The organism is Streptomyces sp. CA-243310, from assembly GCF_050936775.1.
In the GTDB taxonomy this organism is placed as follows: domain Bacteria; phylum Actinomycetota; class Actinomycetes; order Streptomycetales; family Streptomycetaceae; genus Streptomyces.
Genome location: NZ_JBNJMF010000001.1, coordinates 1292203 through 1310382, shown reverse-complemented (window position 1 = coordinate 1310382; position 18180 = coordinate 1292203). Strand labels below are relative to the sequence as shown.

Here is an 18180-nt window from a genome sequence, read left to right as displayed (position 1 = left end):
GACGAGGCGAGAGGGTCGCCGAAGGAGGAAAGAGCGGGATGCTGCGACTGGGCAGGCGCGAGTTCGACACCGACGAGCCGGTGATCATGGCCATCGTGAACCGGACTCCGGACTCCTTCTACGACCAGGGCGCGACGTTCCGCGACGAGCCCGCGTTGGACCGGGTCGAGCAGGCGGTCGCCGAGGGAGCCGCGATCATCGACATCGGTGGGGTCAAGGCCGGTCCGGGCGAGCACGTGGACGCGGTCGAGGAGGCCCGTCGTACCGTCGGGTTCGTGTCCGAGGTGCGCCGACGCCACCCGGACGTGGTGATCAGCGTGGACACCTGGCGGCACGAGGTCGGGGAGGCGGTGTGCGAGGCCGGCGCCGATCTGCTGAACGACGCGTGGGGCGGGGTGGATCCCCGCCTGGCGGAGGTCGCCGCCCGGTACGACGTCGGCATCGTCTGCACCCACGCCGGTGGGGTCGAGCCGCGCACCCGCCCGCACCGGACCTCCTACGAGGACGTGATGGCGGACATCCTGCGCGTCACGGTGGGCCTGGCCGAGCGGGCGGCCTCACTGGGCGTCCGGCGGGACGCGATCATGATCGATCCGGGCCACGACTTCGGGAAGAACACCCGCCACTCGCTGGAGGCCACCCGGCGCCTGGCGGAGATGACCGACACCGGCTGGCCGGTGCTGGTCTCCCTGTCCAACAAGGACTTCGTCGGCGAGACCCTCGACAAGCCGGTCAAGGAGCGCCTGCTGGGCACCCTGGCCACGACGGCCGTCTCGGCCTGGCTGGGCGCGCAGGTCTACCGGGTCCACGAGGTCGCGGAGACGCGGCAGGTCCTGGACATGGTGCGCTCGATCCAGGGGCTGCGGCCCCCGGCGGTCGCCCGCCGGGGACTCGCGTAGCGCGTCGACGGACCTACTTGCCGACTTCCTTGGTCACCAGCGCAATCGCCTCGTCCACGTCGTCGGTGACGTGGAAGAGGTACAGGTCGCGCTCGGAGGCCTTGCCCTGCGCGATCACCGTGTTCTTCAGCCAGTCGATCAGCCCGCTCCAGTACTCCGTGCCGAAGAGCACGATCGGGAAGCGGGTGATCTTCTGCGTCTGGACCAGGGTCAGCGCCTCGAACATCTCGTCCAGCGTGCCGAGTCCGCCCGGCAGGACCACGAAGCCCTGGCTGTACTTCACGAACATCGTCTTGCGGACGAAGAAGTAACGGAAGTTCAGACCCAGGTCGACGTGCTGGTTCAGGCCCTGTTCGAAGGGCAGCTCGATGCCCAGACCGACCGAGACCCCGTTGGCCTCGCGCGCCCCCTTGTTGGCGGCCTCCATGGCGCCGGGGCCGCCGCCCGTGATGACGGCGAAGCCGGCGTCGACGAGCGCGTGCCCGATCCGTACGCCCGCCTCGTACTCCGGCGAGTCCACCGGAGTACGGGCCGATCCGAACACGCTGATCGCCGGCGGCAACTCCGCCAGCGTGCCGAAGCCCTCGATGAACTCCGACTGGATGCGCAGGACCCGCCAGGGATCGGTGTGCACCCATTCGGAGGGTCCGGCCGAGTCCAGCAGCCGCTGGTCCGTCGTACTGCCCGCCTGGACCTGACTCCGCCTGCGCAGCACCGGACCGAGCTGCTGCTCCTCGGGCCGACGACGAGCGTTCCCGCCGAGATTGCCGGGGTTGCCCATGATGTGCTCCCTCCTGCTGATCGTTGGATCAGGGTAGGCGCACAAAGGTGACGAGAAGCGGAATTCAGGAGGTCAGCCAGGCACGGAGTCGTTCCTCGCAGTGCAGGATCGCCTTCGTCTCGACCCGCTCGTCGACCTTGTGGGCCAGCAGCGCGTCGCCCGGACCGTAGTTGACCGCGGGAACGCCGAGGGCGCTGAAGCGGGACACGTCCGTCCAGCCGAACTTGGGCATGGCCCGGCCGCCGACGGCCTCCATGAACGCCGCGGCCGCCGGGTGGGCGAGGCCGGGGAGGGCGCCGCCGGAGGAGTCGTCGACGACGAACTCGGCGATGTCGCAGTGCGCGAAGACCTCCTTGACGTGGGCCAGCGCCTCCGCCTCGTCCCGGTCGGGGGCGTAGCGGAAGTTGACCGTCACCGTGCAGGAGTCCGGGATGACGTTGTTGGCGACGCCGCCCTCGATGCGGACCGCGTTGAGGCCCTCGTGGTACTCCAGGCCGTCGATGACGGGCTTGCGCGGTTCGTACGCGGCCAGCGTGGCGAGGATCGGGCTCGCGCCGTGGATGGCGTTGGAACCCATCCAACTGCGCGCCGAGTGGGCGCGTTCGCCGCTGGTCCGCAGCAGTACCCGCAGGGTGCCCTGGCAGCCGCCCTCGACCTCGGCGTTCGAGGGTTCGAGGAGGACGGCGAAGTCGCCGACGAGCCAGTCGGGGTGGGCGCCCGCGACCTTGCCCAGGCCGTTGAGGTCGGCGGCGACCTCCTCCTGGTCGTAGAAGACGAAGGTGAGGTCCCGGTTCGGCTCGGGCACGGTGGCCGCGATGCGCAGTTGCACGGCGACGCCGGACTTCATGTCCGTCGTTCCGCAGCCCCACAGGACGTCGTTCTCGTCCAGTCGGGACGGGACGTTGTCGGCGATCGGCACGGTGTCGAGGTGCCCGGCGAGTACGACGCGTTCGGCGCGGCCGAGGTGCGTACGGGCGACGACGTTGTTGCCGAAGCGGTCGACGGTGAGGTGCGGGAGGCCGCGCAGCGCGTTTTCCACGAGATCGGCGAGTACCTTCTCGTCGCCGCTCACGGAAGGGATGTCGACGAGCCGGGCGGTCAGCTCGGCAGCGTCCAGGGTGAGGTCCAGCTCGGATTCGGGCATGGAACCGACCCTAACGCCCGGGTCGCCGGTGGGCCCGGTCCGTCCGTCGGGTGGACGCGTCACCCGGGCCCGTCCGAAGGCCCGTCCCGAGGCCCGTCCCGAAGTCGGGGGACTCGTCAGGGCGGCCCGTCATCCGCCTCAAGTACGGTGGGCCGCGTGTCCCGCACCGATCGTTCCCGCCCGCGTCGCCGTCGGCCTTTGCCCAAGGTCGCCGGTCTGCTCGTACTGCTCGCGCTCGGCGGGTACCTCGTCGTCCAGTACGAGTCGACCGGCGGTGACGGTCCCCCGTACTGCACGGCCCGGACCTCGGGGGCGGGCGAGGAGGACGGCTCGGCCCAGACCTACGAGTTGTCCCCGGAGCAGGCGGCGAACGCGTCGACGATAGCCGCCGTCGGCGTCTCGAAGGGGCTTCCGGAGCGGGCGGTGACGATCGCGCTGGCGACGGCGATGCAGGAGTCGGCGCTGCGCAATCTGGACCACGGCGACCGGGACTCGCTCGGGCTGTTCCAGCAGCGGCCCACGCAGGGGTGGGGCACCGCGGAGCAGATCATGGACCCCGTGTACTCGGCGGGCATCTTCTACGACCGGCTCGCCGAGGTGAAGGGGTACTCGCGGCTCCCCCTGACGGTGGCCGCGCAGAAGGTGCAGCTCAGTGGTTTCCCGCAGGCGTACGCGAAGCACGAGCCGGACGCGGTGGTGCTGACCGCGGCGTTCGGCGGCGAGGGTTCGGTGGACTGCGGCGGTCCCGCTCCGACCGCGCCGGGCGATCCGGAGCGGGTGCGCACGGAGCTGACGCGGATCTTCGGCAAGCAGATGCGGCTCGACGCCCGCGCCGAGCCGGCGACCGCCGGGGAGTCCGGACCGGGCGGGCGGAGCGAGCTCGCGGTCGCGCCGACGCGCGGCACCGACGAGGCCGAGCTGCGGCGCAATCGGCTGGTGGCGCAGTGGGCGGTGGCCCATGCGCGCGACATGGGCATCGCCCGGGTGTCGTACGCCCCGGGGAGCTGGGTCGCGGGCGAGTCGGACGGCCGGTGGCGGGCGAAGGGCGGGACGGGGGCCGCGGGCGGTGCCGGCGATGCGCCCGCGGCGGGGGCCGACGGGGTGCGGATCTTCCTGGCGCGCTGAGGCGTCCCGTCGCGCGCGGCGGCCCGGCGGGACGAAGACGGCGTGGCCGGGGGCTCGTTCACGGGCTCGTTCAGTGGTCCCGTTCACGGGCTCGTTCGGGCGTGCGGGACGTCCCTCGTACGGGGGTGACCGGTTCGGGGGACCCCGGGGGGTCGGGTCGGACGGAACGCCTGGTGGGCGCGCGTCCGGTGCGCTTTTCCCGGAAGCCGATTAAACGATGCGTTACCGATCCTTTACCCGACGGGTCCGCAACTTCGCCCGCCCTGCGAGCGGTTGTACACGGCGTACTCAGCCGCTACCGCTTAGGAGCAACATGTCCCTCCCCCTGACCCGTCGGATCGCCCGTGCCGCGCTGCTCCTCGCAGCCGGCGCAGCACCCGTGGTCGGTGCGGCCGGCGCGGCCAGTGCCGCGGGCCTGGAGTCCGTGCCGCAACTGGGCACGCTCACCGCGCCGGACGCCGCCGACGGCGCGGGCGACACCGCCGCGACGGCCACGAGCGCCGTGACGAAGGCCGCCCCGGCCGAACTGACCGGCGCGGCCGGCCCGCTGCTGGCCGGTCTGCCGACCTCGGGGCTGCCGACCTCGGGGCTGCCGACCGACGCGCTGCCCACCTCGGGGCTGCCCTCGGCGCAGACCCTCCCGCTGGGTGGCCTGCCGCTGGCCGGCGGCCTGGGCGGCTGACCACCGCGCGGACGAGGAACACCGAGGGGCCGGGAGCACGAACTCCCGGCCCCTCGGGCTGTCCACGGCGCCGCGCGGGCCGCTCCCGGCTCAGCCGAGGCGCTTGACCGCTGCCTCGACCCGCTCGTCGGTGGCGGTGACGGCGATGCGGACGAAGTTCGCGCCCGCCTCCCCGTAGAAGTCGCCCGGGGCGACCAGGATGCCCAGCTCGGCGAGGTGGGCCACGGTCTGCCGGCAGGGCTCGTCGCGGGTCGCCCACAGGTACAGGCCGGCCTCGCTGTGCTCGATGCGGAAGCCGTGGGCCTCCAGGGCGGTGCGCAGCGCGTCGCGGCGGGCCGCGTACCGGGCGCGCTGCGCGGCGACGTGGGCGTCGTCGCCGAGGGCCGCGACCACGGCGTTCTGGACGGGGGCCGCGGTCATCATGCCGCCGTGCTTGCGGATCTCCAGCAGTTCGCCCAGGACGTCGGGGTCACCGGCGATGAAGGCGGCCCGGTACCCGGCGAGGTTGGACCGCTTGGAGAGCGAGTGGACGGCGACGATGCCCTCGTACGAGCCGCCGCACACGTCGTCGTGGAGGACCGAGACGGGGTCGGTGTCCCAGCCCAGTTCCAGGTAGCACTCGTCGCTGAACAGCAGGACGCCGTGCTCGCGCGCCCAGGCCACGATCCGGATCAGGTCTTCCTTGGGGATGACCTTGCCGGTGGGGTTGGACGGGGAGTTGAGCCACAGCAGCTTCACGCCGGCCGGGTCGAGTTCGGTCGGGTCGTCGTACACGACGGCCTCGGCGCCGCACAGGCGCGCGCCGACCTCGTACGTCGGGTAGGCGAGTCGGGGGTAGGCCACCTTGTCGCCCGCGCCGAGACCGAGTTGGGTCGGCAGCCAGGCCACCAGTTCCTTGGAGCCGACCACGGGCAGTACGTTGCGGTGCCCGGCGGCGCTCGCGCCGAGGCGTCCGCGCAACCATCCGGTGATCGCGTCGCGCAGCGCGACCGTGCCCCACACCGTCGGGTAGCCCGGGGAGTCCGCGGCCTCGATCAGGGCGCGCCGGATGACCTCGGGGACCGGGTCGACGGGCGTGCCGACCGACAGGTCGACGATCCCGTCCGCGTGGGCGACCGCCGTCGCCTTGTACGGCTCCAGCTCGTCCCAGGGGAAGGCGGGAAGACGGTCGGATACTGCGGCCACGGTGGTCTCTGCTCTCTCTGGGTGCTGGACAGGGGCGGTGCGGCCGGGTCACTGCGCTCGCACCGCCGCGGAAACGGGTCGGTCCCGCCGGCGTGGAAGCCGTACGGGACCGAAGCACGCGTTCGTCCCCCGGACACCGTCCGGGGGGCCGCCGGGAGGCGGTGGCCGTCAGTGGCCCTCGCCCATGGGCGGCAACGCGGCGACGAAGGGGTGATCGCGCTCGATCAGGCCCAGCTTCGAGGCACCACCGGGCGAACCGAGCTCGTCGAAGAACTCGACGTTCGCCTTGTAGTAGTCCTTCCACTCCTCCGGAGTGTCGTCCTCGTAGAAGATGGCCTCGACCGGGCAGACCGGCTCACACGCACCACAGTCGACGCACTCGTCCGGGTGGATGTACAAGGACCTTTGGCCCTCGTAGATGCAGTCGACGGGGCACTCTTCGATGCATGCCTTGTCCTTGACGTCGACACAAGGCTCCGCGATGACGTAGGTCACGCTCTCGTTCCTCCTCGGTAGGGCTTTCCATATCGCGCGGGAGCGCGGCGTCGTCGATGCCCGCACCTAGTATCTCCGTTCCCGGGCACGATCCGAACAGGAGGGGCGGACAGAGCTGTGGAAATCACTGCCGGTGGGCTGCTGGAGATCCGTATCACCGCTGCTGACGTGGGTAAACGAGTCTCTGTACGACGGGTGGAGGCCGGGCGGAGCGACTCCCCCTCGTTCACGGACACCGTCGGTGTTCTCACATCCTGGAACGACGGTGTGCTCACGATCACACGCAAGGACGGCACGTCCGTCCGGATCGCGGAATCCTCGCTGGTGGCGGGCAAGACGGTGCCCGCCGCGCCCGCCCGCCGCAGGGGTCCCGCGGCCTCCTTCGAGGAGCTCTCGCGGGTGACGGCGCGGGCCTGGCAGCCGCTGGAGAGCGAGCCGCTGGGCGCGTGGACGCTGCGCGCGGCGGGGGGCTTCACCCGGCGGGCCAACTCTGCGCTTGCGCTGGGTGACCCCGGGATGCCCGTTCCGGAGGCACTCGCGCGGGTGACGTCCTGGTACGCGGAACGCGGACTTCCGGCGTACGTGCAGGCCGCGACGGGCGCCGCGGGCACCCAGGAGCTGTTGTGCGCGGAGCTGGAGCGGCTGGGGTGGGTCAACGAGGTCTCGGCGCAGGTGCGGATCGGGGCGCTCGCGCCGGTCGCGGACGTGGACGCGGACGTGTCGGACGTGCGGCTGCTGCGCGCCCCGGACGAGCGGTGGCTGTCCCGCTACGGGAAGGTCCGCGATCCCGACCTGGCGCGGCGGATGCTGGTCGAGGGGCCCTCGGTGTGGTTCGCCGTGCTGGGCGGCGGCCGGGCGATCGGGCGGATGGTGGTGGACGGGCGCTGGGCCGGTTTCGGCGCGGTGGACGTCGATCCGGGGCACCGGCGCCAGGGCCTGGCCACGGCGGTGATGGCGGCGTTGTCGCGGCGGGCCCTGGAGGAGGGCGCCTCGGCGGCCTGGCTCCAGGTGGAGGCGGAGAACCCCGGCGCGCGGGCCCTGTACGACGGTCTGGGCTTCGCGACGCACCACGCGTACCACCACTTCCGGGCGGCGGCGTGAGTTCGGCCTCGCGGGCCCGGTTCGCTGAGGAGGCCCGCTCGGAGCGGCCGGACCTGGCCCTGCTGTGCCTGCTGCTGGCGGCCGAGGGCGACCCCGACCTCGACGAACGCGGCATCGACTGGGCGCAGATCGAACTCGACCGGCTGGCGGGCATGCTGCCGTACGGCCTGCGCGGCGGGCGGGCCTGGGCCTCGGCCGTGACGGAGCTGCTGGGTGGCCGGCTGGGCTTCCACGGCACGCCGGCGGACTACGAACGCTTGTCGTCCTCCCTGCTGCACCAGGTGCTGCGGCGGCGCCGTGGCCTGCCGATCCTGCTGTCGGTGGTCTGGCTGGAGGTGGCGCGGCGGGCGGGCGCGCCGGTGTACGGGCTGGGCCTGCCGGGGCACTTCGTGGTGGGTTTCGGCGACCCGGAGGAGGGAGTGGTCGTGGACCCGTTCGCGGGGGGCGCCTCGCTGGGTGCCGGTCCCGCCGAGTCGGCCGCGGAGCCCCGGACGCCGGCGCGCACGTTGGACGTCGTGCTGCGGATCCTGAACAACATCCGGGCGTGGGCCGCGACGCGCCCGGAGCATTCGGCGGTCGCGCTGTGGGCGCTGGACCTGTCACTGCTGTTGCCGTCGCACCCGGCGTCGCTGCGCTACGAGCGGGGGCGGCTGCTGGTGGAGCGGGGCGAGTTCGTGACGGGTGCGGTGGAGCTGGAGGCGTACGCGGAGGTGGTGGACGCGGTGGACGCGGGGGCGGCGGCCCGGATCCGCTCGGAGGCCGTGTCGGCCCGGGCCCTCCTGAACTGAGGTCCGGACCGGGGGCCGATCAGAGCCAGCCCTTCTCGCGGGCCGTGCGGATGGCCTCGGCGCGGTTGCGGGCCGCGAGTTTCTGGATCGCCGTCGAGAGGTAGTTCCGCACGGTGCCCGGGGACAGGTGCAGGCGTTCGGCGAGTTCCGCGTTGGTCGCGCCGCGTTCCGCCGCCCGCAGGACCTCCCGCTCCCGGTCCGTCAGCGGGTTCGCGCCCTCCGCGAGGGCCGCCGCGGCCAGGGTGGGGTCGATGACGCGCTCCCCCGCCAGGACCCTGCGTACCGCGTCCGCCAACTGCGCGGCCGGCGCGTCCTTGACGAGGAACGCGGAGGCTCCCGCCTCCATCGCGCCGCGCAGGTAGCCGGGGCGGCCGAAGGTGGTGAGGACGACGATGCGCAGCCCGGGCAGGGCCGCCCGCAGCGCGGCTGCGGCCTCGATGCCCGTCATGCCGGGCATCTCGATGTCCAGCAGGGCGACGTTCACGTCGTGGGCGCGGGCAGCGGGCACCACCTCGTCGCCGCGCGCGACCTGGACGAGGACTTCGATGTCGGGTTCGAGGCCGAGCAGTGCGGCCAACGCCTCCCGGACCATGGACTGGTCCTCGGCGAGGAGGATCCTGATGGGCCGTGAGGTCATGGGGTCGATCCTAGGGGGACGCGGGCGAGCAGGCGGAAGCCGGTCTTGCCGGCGGAGCCGGCCGTGAGGCTGCCGCCGACCGCCTCCAGGCGTTCCGTCAGTCCGGTCAGTCCGTTGCCGGCCTCGGCGGGGCCGCCCGATCCGTCGTCGCGGACGCTCAGTTCGGCCACCGGTCCCGCCAGCGTCTGTCGGATGTCGAGGGTGACGACGCACCGGCGCGCTCCGCTGTGCCGAACCACGTTGGTCACGGCCTCGCGCAGCGACCAGGCGAGGGCCGACTCGACGTCTTCCGGGAGTTCCCGCGTCCACTCGACGGGCATGTCCGCCCGCACGCCGGCCGCGGCCAGCGCGGTACGGGCGCCGGCCAGTTCGCCGGGCAGGGTGGGGCGTCGGTAGCCGTTCACGGCTTCCCGCACGTCGACCAGCGCCTGTCGGCTGACCTGTTCGATGTCCGCGACCTGTTGTGCGGCCGCGTCGGGCCGGTCCGGCAGCATCCGGCCCGCCAGCTCGCTCTTGAGCGTGATCAACGACAGCGAGTGCCCCAGCAGGTCGTGCAGGTCGCGGGCCATCCGCAGCCGTTCCTCGTTGGCGGCGAGTTGGGCGACCGTGGCCCGGGCCTGTCGCAGCTCCATCGTCGTACGGACCATGGCGCGGACGCCGATCATCGCGAACCCGCCCATCAGGGCCGGGATGAGCAGGCCGGCCAGGTACTGGTCCCCGCCCGGGACCGCCAGCGCCGTCACGGCCAGCAGGGCGGTCGCGCCGGGGACGGTCCAGCGGGCGATCTCCCCGGGCAGGGCGGCCCCGGAGGCGATGGCCACGTAGACGAAGAGCACGAGCCATTCGCGGCCCAGGGACAGGGACAGGATCGTGGCCTGGGCGGCCAGGACCGTCAGCGAGATCAGGACGTGGCGGACCGGTATCCGCCGGGCGCTGCGCAGGACCAGGACCAGGTACCAGGCGACGAAGGCCGCGAGGCCCAGGCCGCCGAGCAGTCGGGCCCCGAGGCTGTGCCCGCCGCGGATCAGGTCGATGACGGGGGCGCTGAGGTAGAAGAGCCACAGGCCCGTCCACAGCAGCTTCACGGTCCGCTGCCGGCGGTTCTCCGGCCGCATTCCGATCCGGGGGCCGCCGACCGCCAGGTCGTCTCCCCCGGCGGCCGTGTACCGGGCGTCCGTCTCGCTGGTCACCGTCACGCCTTCAGTGAGTCCTTGCGGTACAGCCAGGCGGCGGCACCAGTGAACAGTACGAAGTACACCGCGAGGATCGCCACGTCCTTGGCGTGCGGCGCGCCGCCGAGTTCGATGGCCTGGCCGAGGCCGGCGTAGGCGTGGGTGGGCAGCCACTCGCAGATGTTCCGGAGCCACTGCGGGAAGTTCGCGGTGGGCATCCACAGGCCGCCGAGGATCGACAGGCCGAAGTAGAAGAGCATCGTGATGGGTCGGACCGTGTCCCCACTGGCCAGGTAGCCGATGGCCACGCCGAGCGCGGCGAAGACCAGGCTGCCGGCCCAGATGGAGCCGGTCAGCGCCAGCCACTGCCACAGCTCGAACCGTACGCCCTTGACTCCGGCCGCGACCGCGAAGACGACCAGGATCGCGGGCAGCGAGAGGACGCCGGCACTGGCGGTCTTGGCGAGGACGTAGCCGCGGCCGGGCAGGGCGGTCAGCCGCAGTTGGCGGACCCAGCCCTTCTCGCGTTCCTTGGCGATGCGTTCGCTGTTGCCCATCAGGACGGCGGTCAGCGCGCCGAAGGAGGCCATGGCGACCATGTAGAAGGCGGGCATGGTCAGTTCGGTGCCCATGACCTTCGTCGTGCCGTTCAGGGTGCCGCCGAGCATCAGGAAGAGGGCGGCCGGATAGAGGACGGTGAAGAACAGGTACTTCTTGTTGCGCAGCGCGCGGGAGATTTCGAGCGTGACGAGCTTCGTCGTTCCGTTGTTCAGCATGACGCGTCGGCCTCCTCGGCCTCGGTGAGGGCGATGAAGGCCTGTTCGAGACCCAGCCCGGCGACTTCCAGGTTCCGGGGGAAGAGCCCCAGGGCGTAGACGGCGTGCACGGTCGCGTCGGCGTCGCGGGACTGGAGCCGGACGGTGTCGCCGTGGCGCTCGTAGGCGGTCAGGTGCGGGAGGGCGCGCAGCGTCGCCTCGTCGACCGGGTCGCCGGTGAGGTCGAAGGAGATCTTGCGGGCGCCCGCCTTGGCCTTGATCTCGGCGGCGGTGCCGTCGGCGAGCAGTCGGCCCTTGTTGAGGACCAGCACCCGGTCGGCTATCGCGTCCGCCTCTTCCAGGTAGTGGGTGGCGAACAGGACCGTGCGGCCCTGTGCGGCCTGCTCGCGCATCGTGGCCCAGAAGGCCTGGCGGGAGGTGACGTCCATGCCGGTGGTCGGTTCGTCGAGGACGATCAGGTCGTTGTGGCCGGCGGTGGCGAGGGCGAAGCGGACCCGCTGTTCCTGGCCGCCGGAGAGCTTGTTGACGAGCCGGTCGGCGATGGAGTCGACCCCGGCGCGGGTGAGCACCTCGTCGACGGGGAGCGGGCGGGGGTGCAGCGCGCAGCCCAGTGCGACGACCTCGCGCACGGTGACGTCCTCCATCAGGCCGCCGCTCTGGAGCATCGCGCCGACCCGGCCTGCGGCGATGGCCTCGCGGGGGGTGGTGCCGAAGAGCCGTACGGTGCCGGAGTCCGCGGGGCGCAGGCCGAGCAGCAGGTCGAGGGTGGAGGACTTGCCGGCTCCGTTGGGGCCGAGGAGCGCGACGGTCTCACCGGGGTGGAGCACGAGGGAGAGCCCGTCGACCGCGCGGACGGCGCCGTAGCTCTTGGTCACGTCCTCGAAGCTCACCACCGGGCCGCCGGCGGATGTCGTGGCGGCGGCTGATTGCGTCGCGGTTGTCGTCGTCATGGCTCAAGGTTCGCCGGGCAGAGGGGTCGCGCGGCAGTGTCGCCGGTCGTGATCCCGACATGACGGTTGTCATGTCGGGGGCATGACGGAGCCCCCGCGCGATGCTCCGGCGGGGGCTCCGACCTGCGATGTTCTCGGTGGTCCGGCGTTCCTCGGTGGGTCAGCTCGGGTTGGTGTCGATGACCACGGTCCGCTCGGCGGGGGTCTTGCCGCGCAGGCCCTTGATGAGGGCGCCCGCGACGTCCTTCGGGGTGACGGCGGTCTTCGCGCCGGTGCCCCGGGTGATCAGGACGCCGTCGAACGTGTTCGTGTAGGCCGCCTGCAGGGCTTCGAGGTCGTACTTCTCCACGAGGTGGCCGTCCACGGGCTGCATGCTGAGGATCTTGGGCAGCGACCGCTGGCCGAAGGCGATGGACTTGGTGCCCGCCTTGACGGTGACGATGCCGGACATCGCCGGTTCGGCGAACTCCTTCATCGCCTTGTCCAGTTCGGCCTTGCCGATGACCGGCTCCTTGGCGACGGAGGGCAGTTCGACGGGCGTGGCCTCGCCGGTGGCCACCAGTTCGCGGAAGGCCTTCGTGACCTGTTCCACGGAGCTGTCCACGTCGAGGGTGGTGCCGGCCTTGCCGGGGACGGCGACGGCCTTGCCGGTGTCGAACGTGATGGTGCCCTCGGTGGCCGAGTCGGCGGTGCCGGCCAGCTCCGCGAGGGCGACCCGCAGCTTCTCCTCGTCCACCGGCATGACGGCGTCGGCCCTGCGCTCGTTGCCGAGGAGGGAGCCGATGACCGTGATCGGGTTGTAGTCGCTGCCCGACGCGTTGCGGACGGTCGTCTGGCTGTCGAGGGTCAGGCCGGCCTTGTCGGGCTTGAGCTCGACCTGCTTGCCGCCGACGGTGAGCCGCAGCGGGGCGCTCGCGCGGCTGCCGAAGGCCGTCTCGACCTTGTTGACGGCGTCGTCGCGGGTGCCGCCGATGTCCACGCCGAGGACGGTGGTGCCCTTGGGTACGTCCGAGTGGTTCAGCAGCAGACCCGCGCCGTAGGCCACGCCGACGAGGGCGATGATGCCGCCGGCGATGATGACCAGCTTGGAGCGGGGCTTCTTCCCGGACGCCGCCGGGGCCTTGGGGGCGGGTCGGTTCTGGTTCGGCGGCTGCGTGGCCGCGGGGGTCGGGACGACCGGCCCGGCCCCGGGACCGCCTCCCGGACCGCCGGGGCGGGGGCCCCCGGGCATCGGGGCGCCGGACATCGGACCGCCGACCGGGCCACCGGGCCCGGGGGCGCCGGGGCGCGGGCCGCCCGACATGGGAGCACCGGGCATGGGAGCACCGGGCATCGGCGAGCCGGGCATGGGAGCACCGGGGCGCGGGCCGCCGGACATGGGGGCTCCGTGCATGGGAGCACCCGGCATCGGCCCGCCGGGGCGCGGCCCGCCGGGCATCGGGGCCCCCGGCATCGGGCCACCGGCCGGCGGGGCCTCCGGTCCGGGCCAGCGCGGAGCCTCGCCGCCGCGCACGGGCGCGGAGCCCATGGCGGGACCGCCGGTGGGTCCGGCGGGACCGGTGGGCTCGGAGAAGGCGGGGAAGGCCTCGGTGACGGGGCCGTTGTCGTACTCCTGGTAGCCCTGCGGGGCTGCACCGCCGGCGCCGGGCGGGAAGCCGCCGCCCTGACCGGGCGCGGGGACGTTGCCGCGCGGGCCCGGGGGCGGTGGGGCGAAGCCGCCGCCCCCGGGGGCGGGGTGGGGCCGGCCGGCGCGGCGCCGTGGCCGGCGCTCGGCGGGCCCGCGGGGGCGCCGCCGTCGCCGGGCGGGGCCGACTTGCGCGGTGCGAACCAGTTGCTGGGCGGCTCCTCCGAACCCCCCGAGGAGGGCGGGGCCGATTGCGCGGGGCGCACGGGCAGGGGCGCCGGGGCAGGGGCCTGCGCGGGCGGCGGGGCGGACTCGCCCGCGCCCGGCGCGACATGCTCGGCGTCGCCCTCGGCGTCCTTGACGGGCTTGCGCACCACGACGGGCGGAATCGGACGCGAACCCGGGATGTTGATCCGGATCCGGGTCGTCAGGGTGGTTTCGGTCTTCGGCCCGTCGGAGTCGGGCGTGGACGGCTTCGAAGTCACAGAGTTCTCCTCCGGGGTGGTCGCCGCAGCGTCCGTGGACGGATACTGGCCGGTTCCATACGGCGGCGTACCCGAGGGGTAGGCGGCTCCACCGCGCCCTTGGGGCCCGGGGGACGGACTGTCGGTTTCACGGCTCAAGGCAGGTTCTCCCGGTTGGCTCCGCCGCCCGTCATACCGTGCGCGGGCAGCTCGGCGGCCCGTCCACCATACTGGCCGTCGCCCGGGCGCAACTGTTCGCCGGGAATCGGGGATTCCCCTTGACCCGCTCCGAGAGGGTACTCAACGATCCGTCAAACCCGCTCAAGCCGTCCCCGATCGGATCGCGTCCACGCTCAACGGCACGTCACGGGCGGGGCTTCACGGCCGAAACCGGCCGGTCGACCGGGCCGCGCATCGTGGCACAGATCACAGCGATCACCGTCCCGCCCAATAGGTACGCGTACATGCCGATTCCGGACGAACCGAGCAGGAAGTCCCCTTCGGGGCGCGGCAGGCTGAGGAGTACGTAGGCCAGGAACCAGCCGATCGCGGCGGCGCCCACGCCGAGGCCGGTCCCGGTGGTGATCCGGCCCGCGAGGAACACGCCGAAGAGCGCCGCCAGCGCGAGCAGCACTCCGCCCGGGAACCACAGGCCCACCACGAGCCAGCCCGCCGCGCCGGCCACGGCGCCGGCGACGAGCAGGCCGAGCAGGGCGGCGATCCGGCCGGGGGTCCAGGTGGCGATCATGCCGACACCCCCGCGAAGAGGTCCCGCTCGCGTTCGCCGGCCGCTGCCCCCGGCTCGCCCGCGACGAGTTCGTAGTACTCGCGGGCGAAGAGCGGCTGGGCCAGGTCGTTCGACAGGGCGAAGAAGGGCCCGTCCACGGCGATCTGGGTGGCGTGCGCGCGCATGGCGGCGGCCTTGGCCGCGGCGAACGTCTCACCTTCGGCCCCGTCGCCGATCTCGGCGGTGATGCGCTCGTCGGCGACGACTCCGGGCACGTCGTCCGGTGCGGCGAGCCCGGGGAAGGGCGCCTTGCCGCCGGCGGCGCGCAGTCGGGCGAAGCCTTCCTCGACCACCGAGCGCGGCACCCGGTTCCAGTAGATCTTCCCGATCGTGTGCGCCGCGCCGAGATCGCGCCGGTACGCGCCCTCCGCGGCGAGTTCCGCCGCGCGCGTGGCGACGCGGTGGGCCTGGATGTGGTCGGGGTGTCCGTAGCCGCCGTCGGGGTCGTAGGTGACGAGGACCTGCGGGCGCAGCTCCCGGATCACCTCGACGAGGTACGCGGCGGCCTCGTCCACGTCGGCGGACCAGAAGGCGCCGGGGCGGTGGTTCTGCTCGGCGCCCATCATCCCGGAGTCGCGGAAGCGACCGGGACCGCCGAGGAACCGGTGGTCGGTGACGCCCAGTTCCCCCATGGCCGCGGCGAGCTCGCCGATGCGATGGGGGCCCAGGGTGTCGTCGCGGTCGGCCGCGAGATGGGCGAGGTCGGGCGGGATGACCTCGCCCTCCTCGCCCAGCGTGCAGGTCACCAACGCGACGTGGGCGCCCTCGGCCGCGTACTTGGCCATGGTGACGCCGTTGTTGATGGACTCGTCGTCCGGGTGCGCGTGCACGAGGAGCAGACGACGAGCGGGAAGACCGTTCATGGGGTCAGCCTACGAGCTGAGTCCTAGAACTTGAGGCCACTGATCATGCTGGCCACGTTGGACGTCAGCTGGCTGAGCGTCGGCGCGATGGTCGAACTCGCCAGATAGAAGCCGAGCAGCACACACACGACGGCGTGTCCCGCCTTCAGTCCCGACCTCCGAACCAGCAGGAAGACGACGATCGCCAGCAGCACCACGGCCGAGATCGAGAGTGCCACGGCGTTTCACCTCCACGTCGAGCGGACATCGGTACGCGCATTCGTGCTCGGCGGACTCATACCCACCGTGCGCTACGGATCATAACTATCCGTACCAGCGCATCGATCGAATTCCGGCAGCACAAGGGGCGCACGCCGTGCATGCGCAGGGTCACGGGGGAGGCCGGCCGGGGAGGTCGTACGCCTGCCCGGCCGGCTGTCGGCACCCGCACGGCCGCACCCTACCCAGGCTGCACGGTTCACATCTCGGGCCAGAAACGGTCAAGTTGCCACCAGGTAAACCGTGTTGACGTCACCCTGGGCCAGGCTCTCCGCATATTCGGGGGTGGCTGGAAATGATCGCCGGGTGTGAGCCCCCGTGCTGCCACCCGACCCGGTGGCTACTCCTTGGACGGCGGGTCCCCGCGCGGCGGACCGGCCGGCGGCGGCTCCGGGGGGCCGGCGGCCGGCGGGCCGGCAGGTGGCGGATCCGGCGGCGGCGGGAGCTCGCCCGGACCCGGGACCACCCGCTTCTCGGCCGCGAAGTGGCAGGCCGACGGGTGCGCCGCCGGGCCCGAGGGGAAGACCTGCGGGATCGCGAGCAGCGGCACCTCCGCCGCGCACCGCGCCTCGGCCTTCCAGCAGCGGGTGCGGAAGCGGCAGCCCGACGGCGGATCGGCCGGGGAGGGGACGTCCCCGGAGAGGATGATCCGGTCCCGGTGGGCGCGGGCGTCGGGGTCGGGAACGGGCACGGCCGAGAGGAGCGCCTGGGTGTAGGGGTGGGTGGGGTGGTCGTAGATCTGGGTGTCGCTGCCGATCTCGACGATCCGGCCCAGGTACATCACGCCCACCCGGTCGGAGATGTGCCGGACGATCGAGAGGTCGTGCGCGATGAACACGTAGGACAGCTCGAACTCGTCCTGGAGCCGGGCCAGCAGGTTGATCACCTGCGCCTGGACGGAGACGTCGAGCGCGGAGACCGGTTCGTCGGCGACGATGACCTCGGGACGCAGGGCCAGGCCGCGGGCGATGCCGATGCGTTGGCGCTGACCGCCGGAGAACTGGTGCGGGTAGCGGTTGATGTACTCGGGGTTGAGGCCGACGACGTCCAGCAGGTCCTGGACCTTGCGGCGCCGGTCCCCCTTGGGGGCCACCTCGGGGTGGATCTCGTACGGCTCCCCGATGATGTCGCCGACCGTCATGCGCGGGTTCAGCGAGGTGTACGGGTCCTGGAACACCATCTGGATGTTGCGCCGTACGGCCTTCAGGGCCCGTCCGGACAGCTTGGTGATGTCCTCGCCCTTGTACGAGATGGCCCCGGAGGTCGGGCGTTCCAGGTTGACCAGCATCTTCGCGACGGTGGACTTGCCGCAGCCGGACTCGCCGACGATGCCGAGCGTCTCGCCGGGGGCTAGGCCGAAGGAGACGCCGTCGACGGCCTTGACGGCGCCGATCCTCTTCTTGAAGAGGACGCCCCGGGTCAACGGGTAGTGCTTGACCAGGTCCCGCACTTCCAGGAGGGGTTCAGGCACCGATGCACTCCTTCCAGAAGAAGCACGCGCTGGTGCGGTCCGGGGCGACGGCGGCGAGCGGCGGGACCTCGGCCCGGCAGGCCGGCCGGGCCATCGGACAACGGGGGTTGAAGGCGCACCCGGGCGGGATGGCCAGCAGGTTGGGCGGCAGGCCCTTGATCGCGTAGAGCTCCTGGCCCTTCTGGTCCAGGCGCGGGATCGAGTCCAGCAGGCCTCGGGTGTACGGGTGCGCCGGGCGCTTGTAGATCTCGTGCACGGGGGCCGCCTCGACGATCCGGCCCGCGTACATGACGGCGATCTTGTCGGCGACGTCGGCGACCACGCCGAGGTCGTGGGTGATCAGGATGAGGCCCATGTTCAGCTCGCGCCGGAGTTCCGCGAGCAGGTCCATGACCTGGGCCTGGACGGTGACGTCGAGGGCGGTGGTGGGCTCGTCGGCGATGATCAGGGAGGGTTCGAGGGCCAGCGCCATGGCGATCATGATGCGCTGGCGCATGCCGCCGGAGAACTGGTGCGGGTAGTCCCCCACCCGCTGCCTGGCGGCGGGGATCCGCACCCGGTCCATCAGCTCGATCGCCCTGGCCTTGGCGTCCTTGCGGGACATCCCGCGGTGGACCTCGTACATCTCGCCGAGCTGCGCGCCCACGCTGAGGACGGGGTTCAGGGAGGACAGGGCGTCCTGGAAGATCATGGCCATCTCGGCGCCGCGGATCCTCCGGCGTTCCTCCTCCTTGGTCTTCAGGAGGTCCTTGCCCTTGAACAGGATCTCGCCGTGCGGGATCCTGCCCGGCGGCATGTCCAGGATGCCCATGACGGCCTGGGCGGTGACGGACTTGCCGGAGCCGGACTCGCCGAGCACGGCGAGGGTCTCGCCCTCGTCCACCGAGTAGTTGACTCCGTTGACGGCCTTGGCGACTCCGTCCCGCGTGTGGAACTCCACGTGGAGGTCGCGGACTTCGAGCAGCATGGTGCCCACTC

The 18180-nt window shown here is 72.5% G+C and carries 19 protein-coding genes; 5 read left to right on the top strand and 14 right to left on the bottom strand.

Annotated elements, in window-relative coordinates:
• The first annotated feature begins 38 nt into the window (after positions 1–38).
• Complete coding sequence (gene folP, locus ACQEVM_RS06250) at positions 39–899, top strand: dihydropteroate synthase (protein WP_053680480.1); 861 nt, start codon at positions 39–41, stop codon at positions 897–899.
• Between the two features lie 13 nt (positions 900–912).
• Here folP and ACQEVM_RS06245 read toward each other — a convergent pair whose 3' ends face one another.
• Positions 913–1680 (bottom strand): TIGR00730 family Rossman fold protein, encoded by a 768-nt coding sequence (locus tag ACQEVM_RS06245; protein WP_433075891.1) that lies wholly within the window; start codon positions 1678–1680, stop codon positions 913–915.
• Positions 1681–1744: 64 nt separating this feature from the next.
• Complete coding sequence (gene dapE / locus ACQEVM_RS06240) at positions 1745–2824, bottom strand: succinyl-diaminopimelate desuccinylase (RefSeq protein WP_433075889.1); 1080 nt, start codon at positions 2822–2824, stop codon at positions 1745–1747.
• Positions 2825–2980: 156 nt separating this feature from the next.
• On the opposite strand from dapE, the gene ACQEVM_RS06235 reads away from it, so the two are divergent.
• Positions 2981–3949, top strand: coding sequence for a hypothetical protein (locus ACQEVM_RS06235; RefSeq protein WP_433075887.1), 969 nt, complete (start codon positions 2981–2983; stop codon positions 3947–3949).
• 313 nt (positions 3950–4262) lie between these two features.
• Positions 4263–4631 carry an ATP-binding protein gene (locus ACQEVM_RS06230; protein ID WP_433075885.1) on the top strand — a complete coding sequence of 123 codons (369 nt, stop codon included), beginning with the start codon at positions 4263–4265 and terminating at the stop codon, positions 4629–4631.
• Between the two features lie 90 nt (positions 4632–4721).
• Here the strand turns inward: ACQEVM_RS06230 and dapC are convergent, their stop codons facing one another.
• Positions 4722–5816: a succinyldiaminopimelate transaminase gene (gene dapC / locus ACQEVM_RS06225; RefSeq protein WP_433075883.1), complete on the bottom strand. Its 1095-nt coding sequence runs from the start codon at positions 5814–5816 to the stop codon at positions 4722–4724.
• A 168-nt stretch (positions 5817–5984) separates the two neighbouring features.
• Complete coding sequence (gene fdxA, locus ACQEVM_RS06220; protein ID WP_008737202.1) at positions 5985–6311, bottom strand: ferredoxin; 327 nt, start codon at positions 6309–6311, stop codon at positions 5985–5987.
• Positions 6312–6428: 117 nt separating this feature from the next.
• Between fdxA and ACQEVM_RS06215 the strand changes: the two genes are divergently transcribed.
• Together ACQEVM_RS06215 and ACQEVM_RS06210 are read left to right on the top strand one after the other, a co-directional pair.
• Positions 6429–7412: a GNAT family N-acetyltransferase gene (locus tag ACQEVM_RS06215; RefSeq protein WP_433075880.1), complete on the top strand. Its 984-nt coding sequence runs from the start codon at positions 6429–6431 to the stop codon at positions 7410–7412.
• Positions 7409–8200, top strand: a complete 792-nt coding sequence (locus tag ACQEVM_RS06210) for a transglutaminase-like domain-containing protein (protein ID WP_433075878.1) — start codon at positions 7409–7411, stop codon at positions 8198–8200. Before ACQEVM_RS06215 ends, ACQEVM_RS06210 begins: the two co-directional genes overlap by 4 nt.
• A 19-nt stretch (positions 8201–8219) precedes the next feature.
• Here the strand turns inward: ACQEVM_RS06210 and ACQEVM_RS06205 are convergent, their stop codons facing one another.
• From ACQEVM_RS06205 to ACQEVM_RS06160, 10 genes are all read right to left on the bottom strand, one after another.
• Positions 8220–8837, bottom strand: coding sequence for a response regulator transcription factor (locus ACQEVM_RS06205; protein ID WP_433075876.1), 618 nt, complete (start codon positions 8835–8837; stop codon positions 8220–8222).
• Complete coding sequence (locus ACQEVM_RS06200) at positions 8834–9952, bottom strand: sensor histidine kinase (protein ID WP_433079835.1); 1119 nt, start codon at positions 9950–9952, stop codon at positions 8834–8836. The genes ACQEVM_RS06205 and ACQEVM_RS06200 overlap by 4 nt, the downstream gene beginning before the upstream one ends.
• A 77-nt stretch (positions 9953–10029) precedes the next feature.
• A complete protein-coding gene (locus ACQEVM_RS06195; RefSeq protein ID WP_433075874.1) occupies positions 10030–10785 on the bottom strand; it encodes an ABC transporter permease in 756 nt (251 codons plus the stop codon).
• Positions 10779–11735 carry an ABC transporter ATP-binding protein gene (locus tag ACQEVM_RS06190; protein ID WP_433075872.1) on the bottom strand — a complete coding sequence of 319 codons (957 nt, stop codon included), beginning with the start codon at positions 11733–11735 and terminating at the stop codon, positions 10779–10781. Before ACQEVM_RS06190 ends, ACQEVM_RS06195 begins: the two co-directional genes overlap by 7 nt.
• Positions 11736–11895: 160 nt before the next feature.
• Positions 11896–13053, bottom strand: a complete 1158-nt coding sequence (locus ACQEVM_RS06185) for a peptidoglycan binding domain-containing protein (RefSeq protein ID WP_433075870.1) — start codon at positions 13051–13053, stop codon at positions 11896–11898.
• Between the two features lie 1134 nt (positions 13054–14187).
• On the bottom strand, positions 14188–14571 hold the full coding sequence (locus tag ACQEVM_RS06180) for a DUF6113 family protein (RefSeq protein WP_433075868.1): 384 nt from the start codon (positions 14569–14571) through the stop codon (positions 14188–14190).
• Complete coding sequence (mshB, locus tag ACQEVM_RS06175; RefSeq protein ID WP_433075866.1) at positions 14568–15473, bottom strand: N-acetyl-1-D-myo-inositol-2-amino-2-deoxy-alpha-D-glucopyranoside deacetylase; 906 nt, start codon at positions 15471–15473, stop codon at positions 14568–14570. Before mshB ends, ACQEVM_RS06180 begins: the two co-directional genes overlap by 4 nt.
• A 23-nt stretch (positions 15474–15496) precedes the next feature.
• The gene (locus ACQEVM_RS06170; RefSeq protein WP_053677094.1) at positions 15497–15691 is read right to left on the bottom strand and encodes a hypothetical protein; all 195 of its coding nucleotides are present in this window, start codon (positions 15689–15691) and stop codon (positions 15497–15499) included.
• Positions 15692–16071: 380 nt separating this feature from the next.
• Positions 16072–17202 carry an ABC transporter ATP-binding protein gene (locus ACQEVM_RS06165; RefSeq protein ID WP_433075864.1) on the bottom strand — a complete coding sequence of 377 codons (1131 nt, stop codon included), beginning with the start codon at positions 17200–17202 and terminating at the stop codon, positions 16072–16074.
• Entirely contained in the window at positions 17195–18169 is a 975-nt protein-coding gene (locus ACQEVM_RS06160; RefSeq protein ID WP_433075862.1) for an ABC transporter ATP-binding protein, read from the bottom strand. Before ACQEVM_RS06160 ends, ACQEVM_RS06165 begins: the two co-directional genes overlap by 8 nt.
• Positions 18170–18180: the final 11 nt, after the last annotated feature.

What these genes read in the sequence shown, in the direction of transcription:
- folP (WP_053680480.1), top strand. Translation starts at nt 39, where the DNA reads ATGCTGCGACTGGGCAGGCGCGAGTTCGACACCGACGAGCCGGTGATC.
- ACQEVM_RS06245 (WP_433075891.1), bottom strand. Translation starts at nt 1,680, where the DNA reads ATGGGCAACCCCGGCAATCTCGGCGGGAACGCTCGTCGTCGGCCCGAG.
- dapE (WP_433075889.1), bottom strand. Translation starts at nt 2,824, where the DNA reads ATGCCCGAATCCGAGCTGGACCTCACCCTGGACGCTGCCGAGCTGACC.
- ACQEVM_RS06230 (WP_433075885.1), top strand. Translation starts at nt 4,263, where the DNA reads ATGTCCCTCCCCCTGACCCGTCGGATCGCCCGTGCCGCGCTGCTCCTC.
- ACQEVM_RS06205 (WP_433075876.1), bottom strand. Translation starts at nt 8,837, where the DNA reads ATGACCTCACGGCCCATCAGGATCCTCCTCGCCGAGGACCAGTCCATG.
- ACQEVM_RS06200 (WP_433079835.1), bottom strand. Translation starts at nt 9,952, where the DNA reads ATGCGGCCGGAGAACCGCCGGCAGCGGACCGTGAAGCTGCTGTGGACG.
- ACQEVM_RS06195 (WP_433075874.1), bottom strand. Translation starts at nt 10,785, where the DNA reads ATGCTGAACAACGGAACGACGAAGCTCGTCACGCTCGAAATCTCCCGC.
- ACQEVM_RS06190 (WP_433075872.1), bottom strand. Translation starts at nt 11,735, where the DNA reads ATGACGACGACAACCGCGACGCAATCAGCCGCCGCCACGACATCCGCC.
- ACQEVM_RS06185 (WP_433075870.1), bottom strand. Translation starts at nt 13,053, where the DNA reads ATGCCCGGTGCTCCCATGTCGGGCGGCCCGCGCCCCGGCGCCCCCGGG.
- ACQEVM_RS06180 (WP_433075868.1), bottom strand. Translation starts at nt 14,571, where the DNA reads ATGATCGCCACCTGGACCCCCGGCCGGATCGCCGCCCTGCTCGGCCTG.
- mshB (WP_433075866.1), bottom strand. Translation starts at nt 15,473, where the DNA reads ATGAACGGTCTTCCCGCTCGTCGTCTGCTCCTCGTGCACGCGCACCCG.
- ACQEVM_RS06160 (WP_433075862.1), bottom strand. Translation starts at nt 18,169, where the DNA reads ATGCTGCTCGAAGTCCGCGACCTCCACGTGGAGTTCCACACGCGGGAC.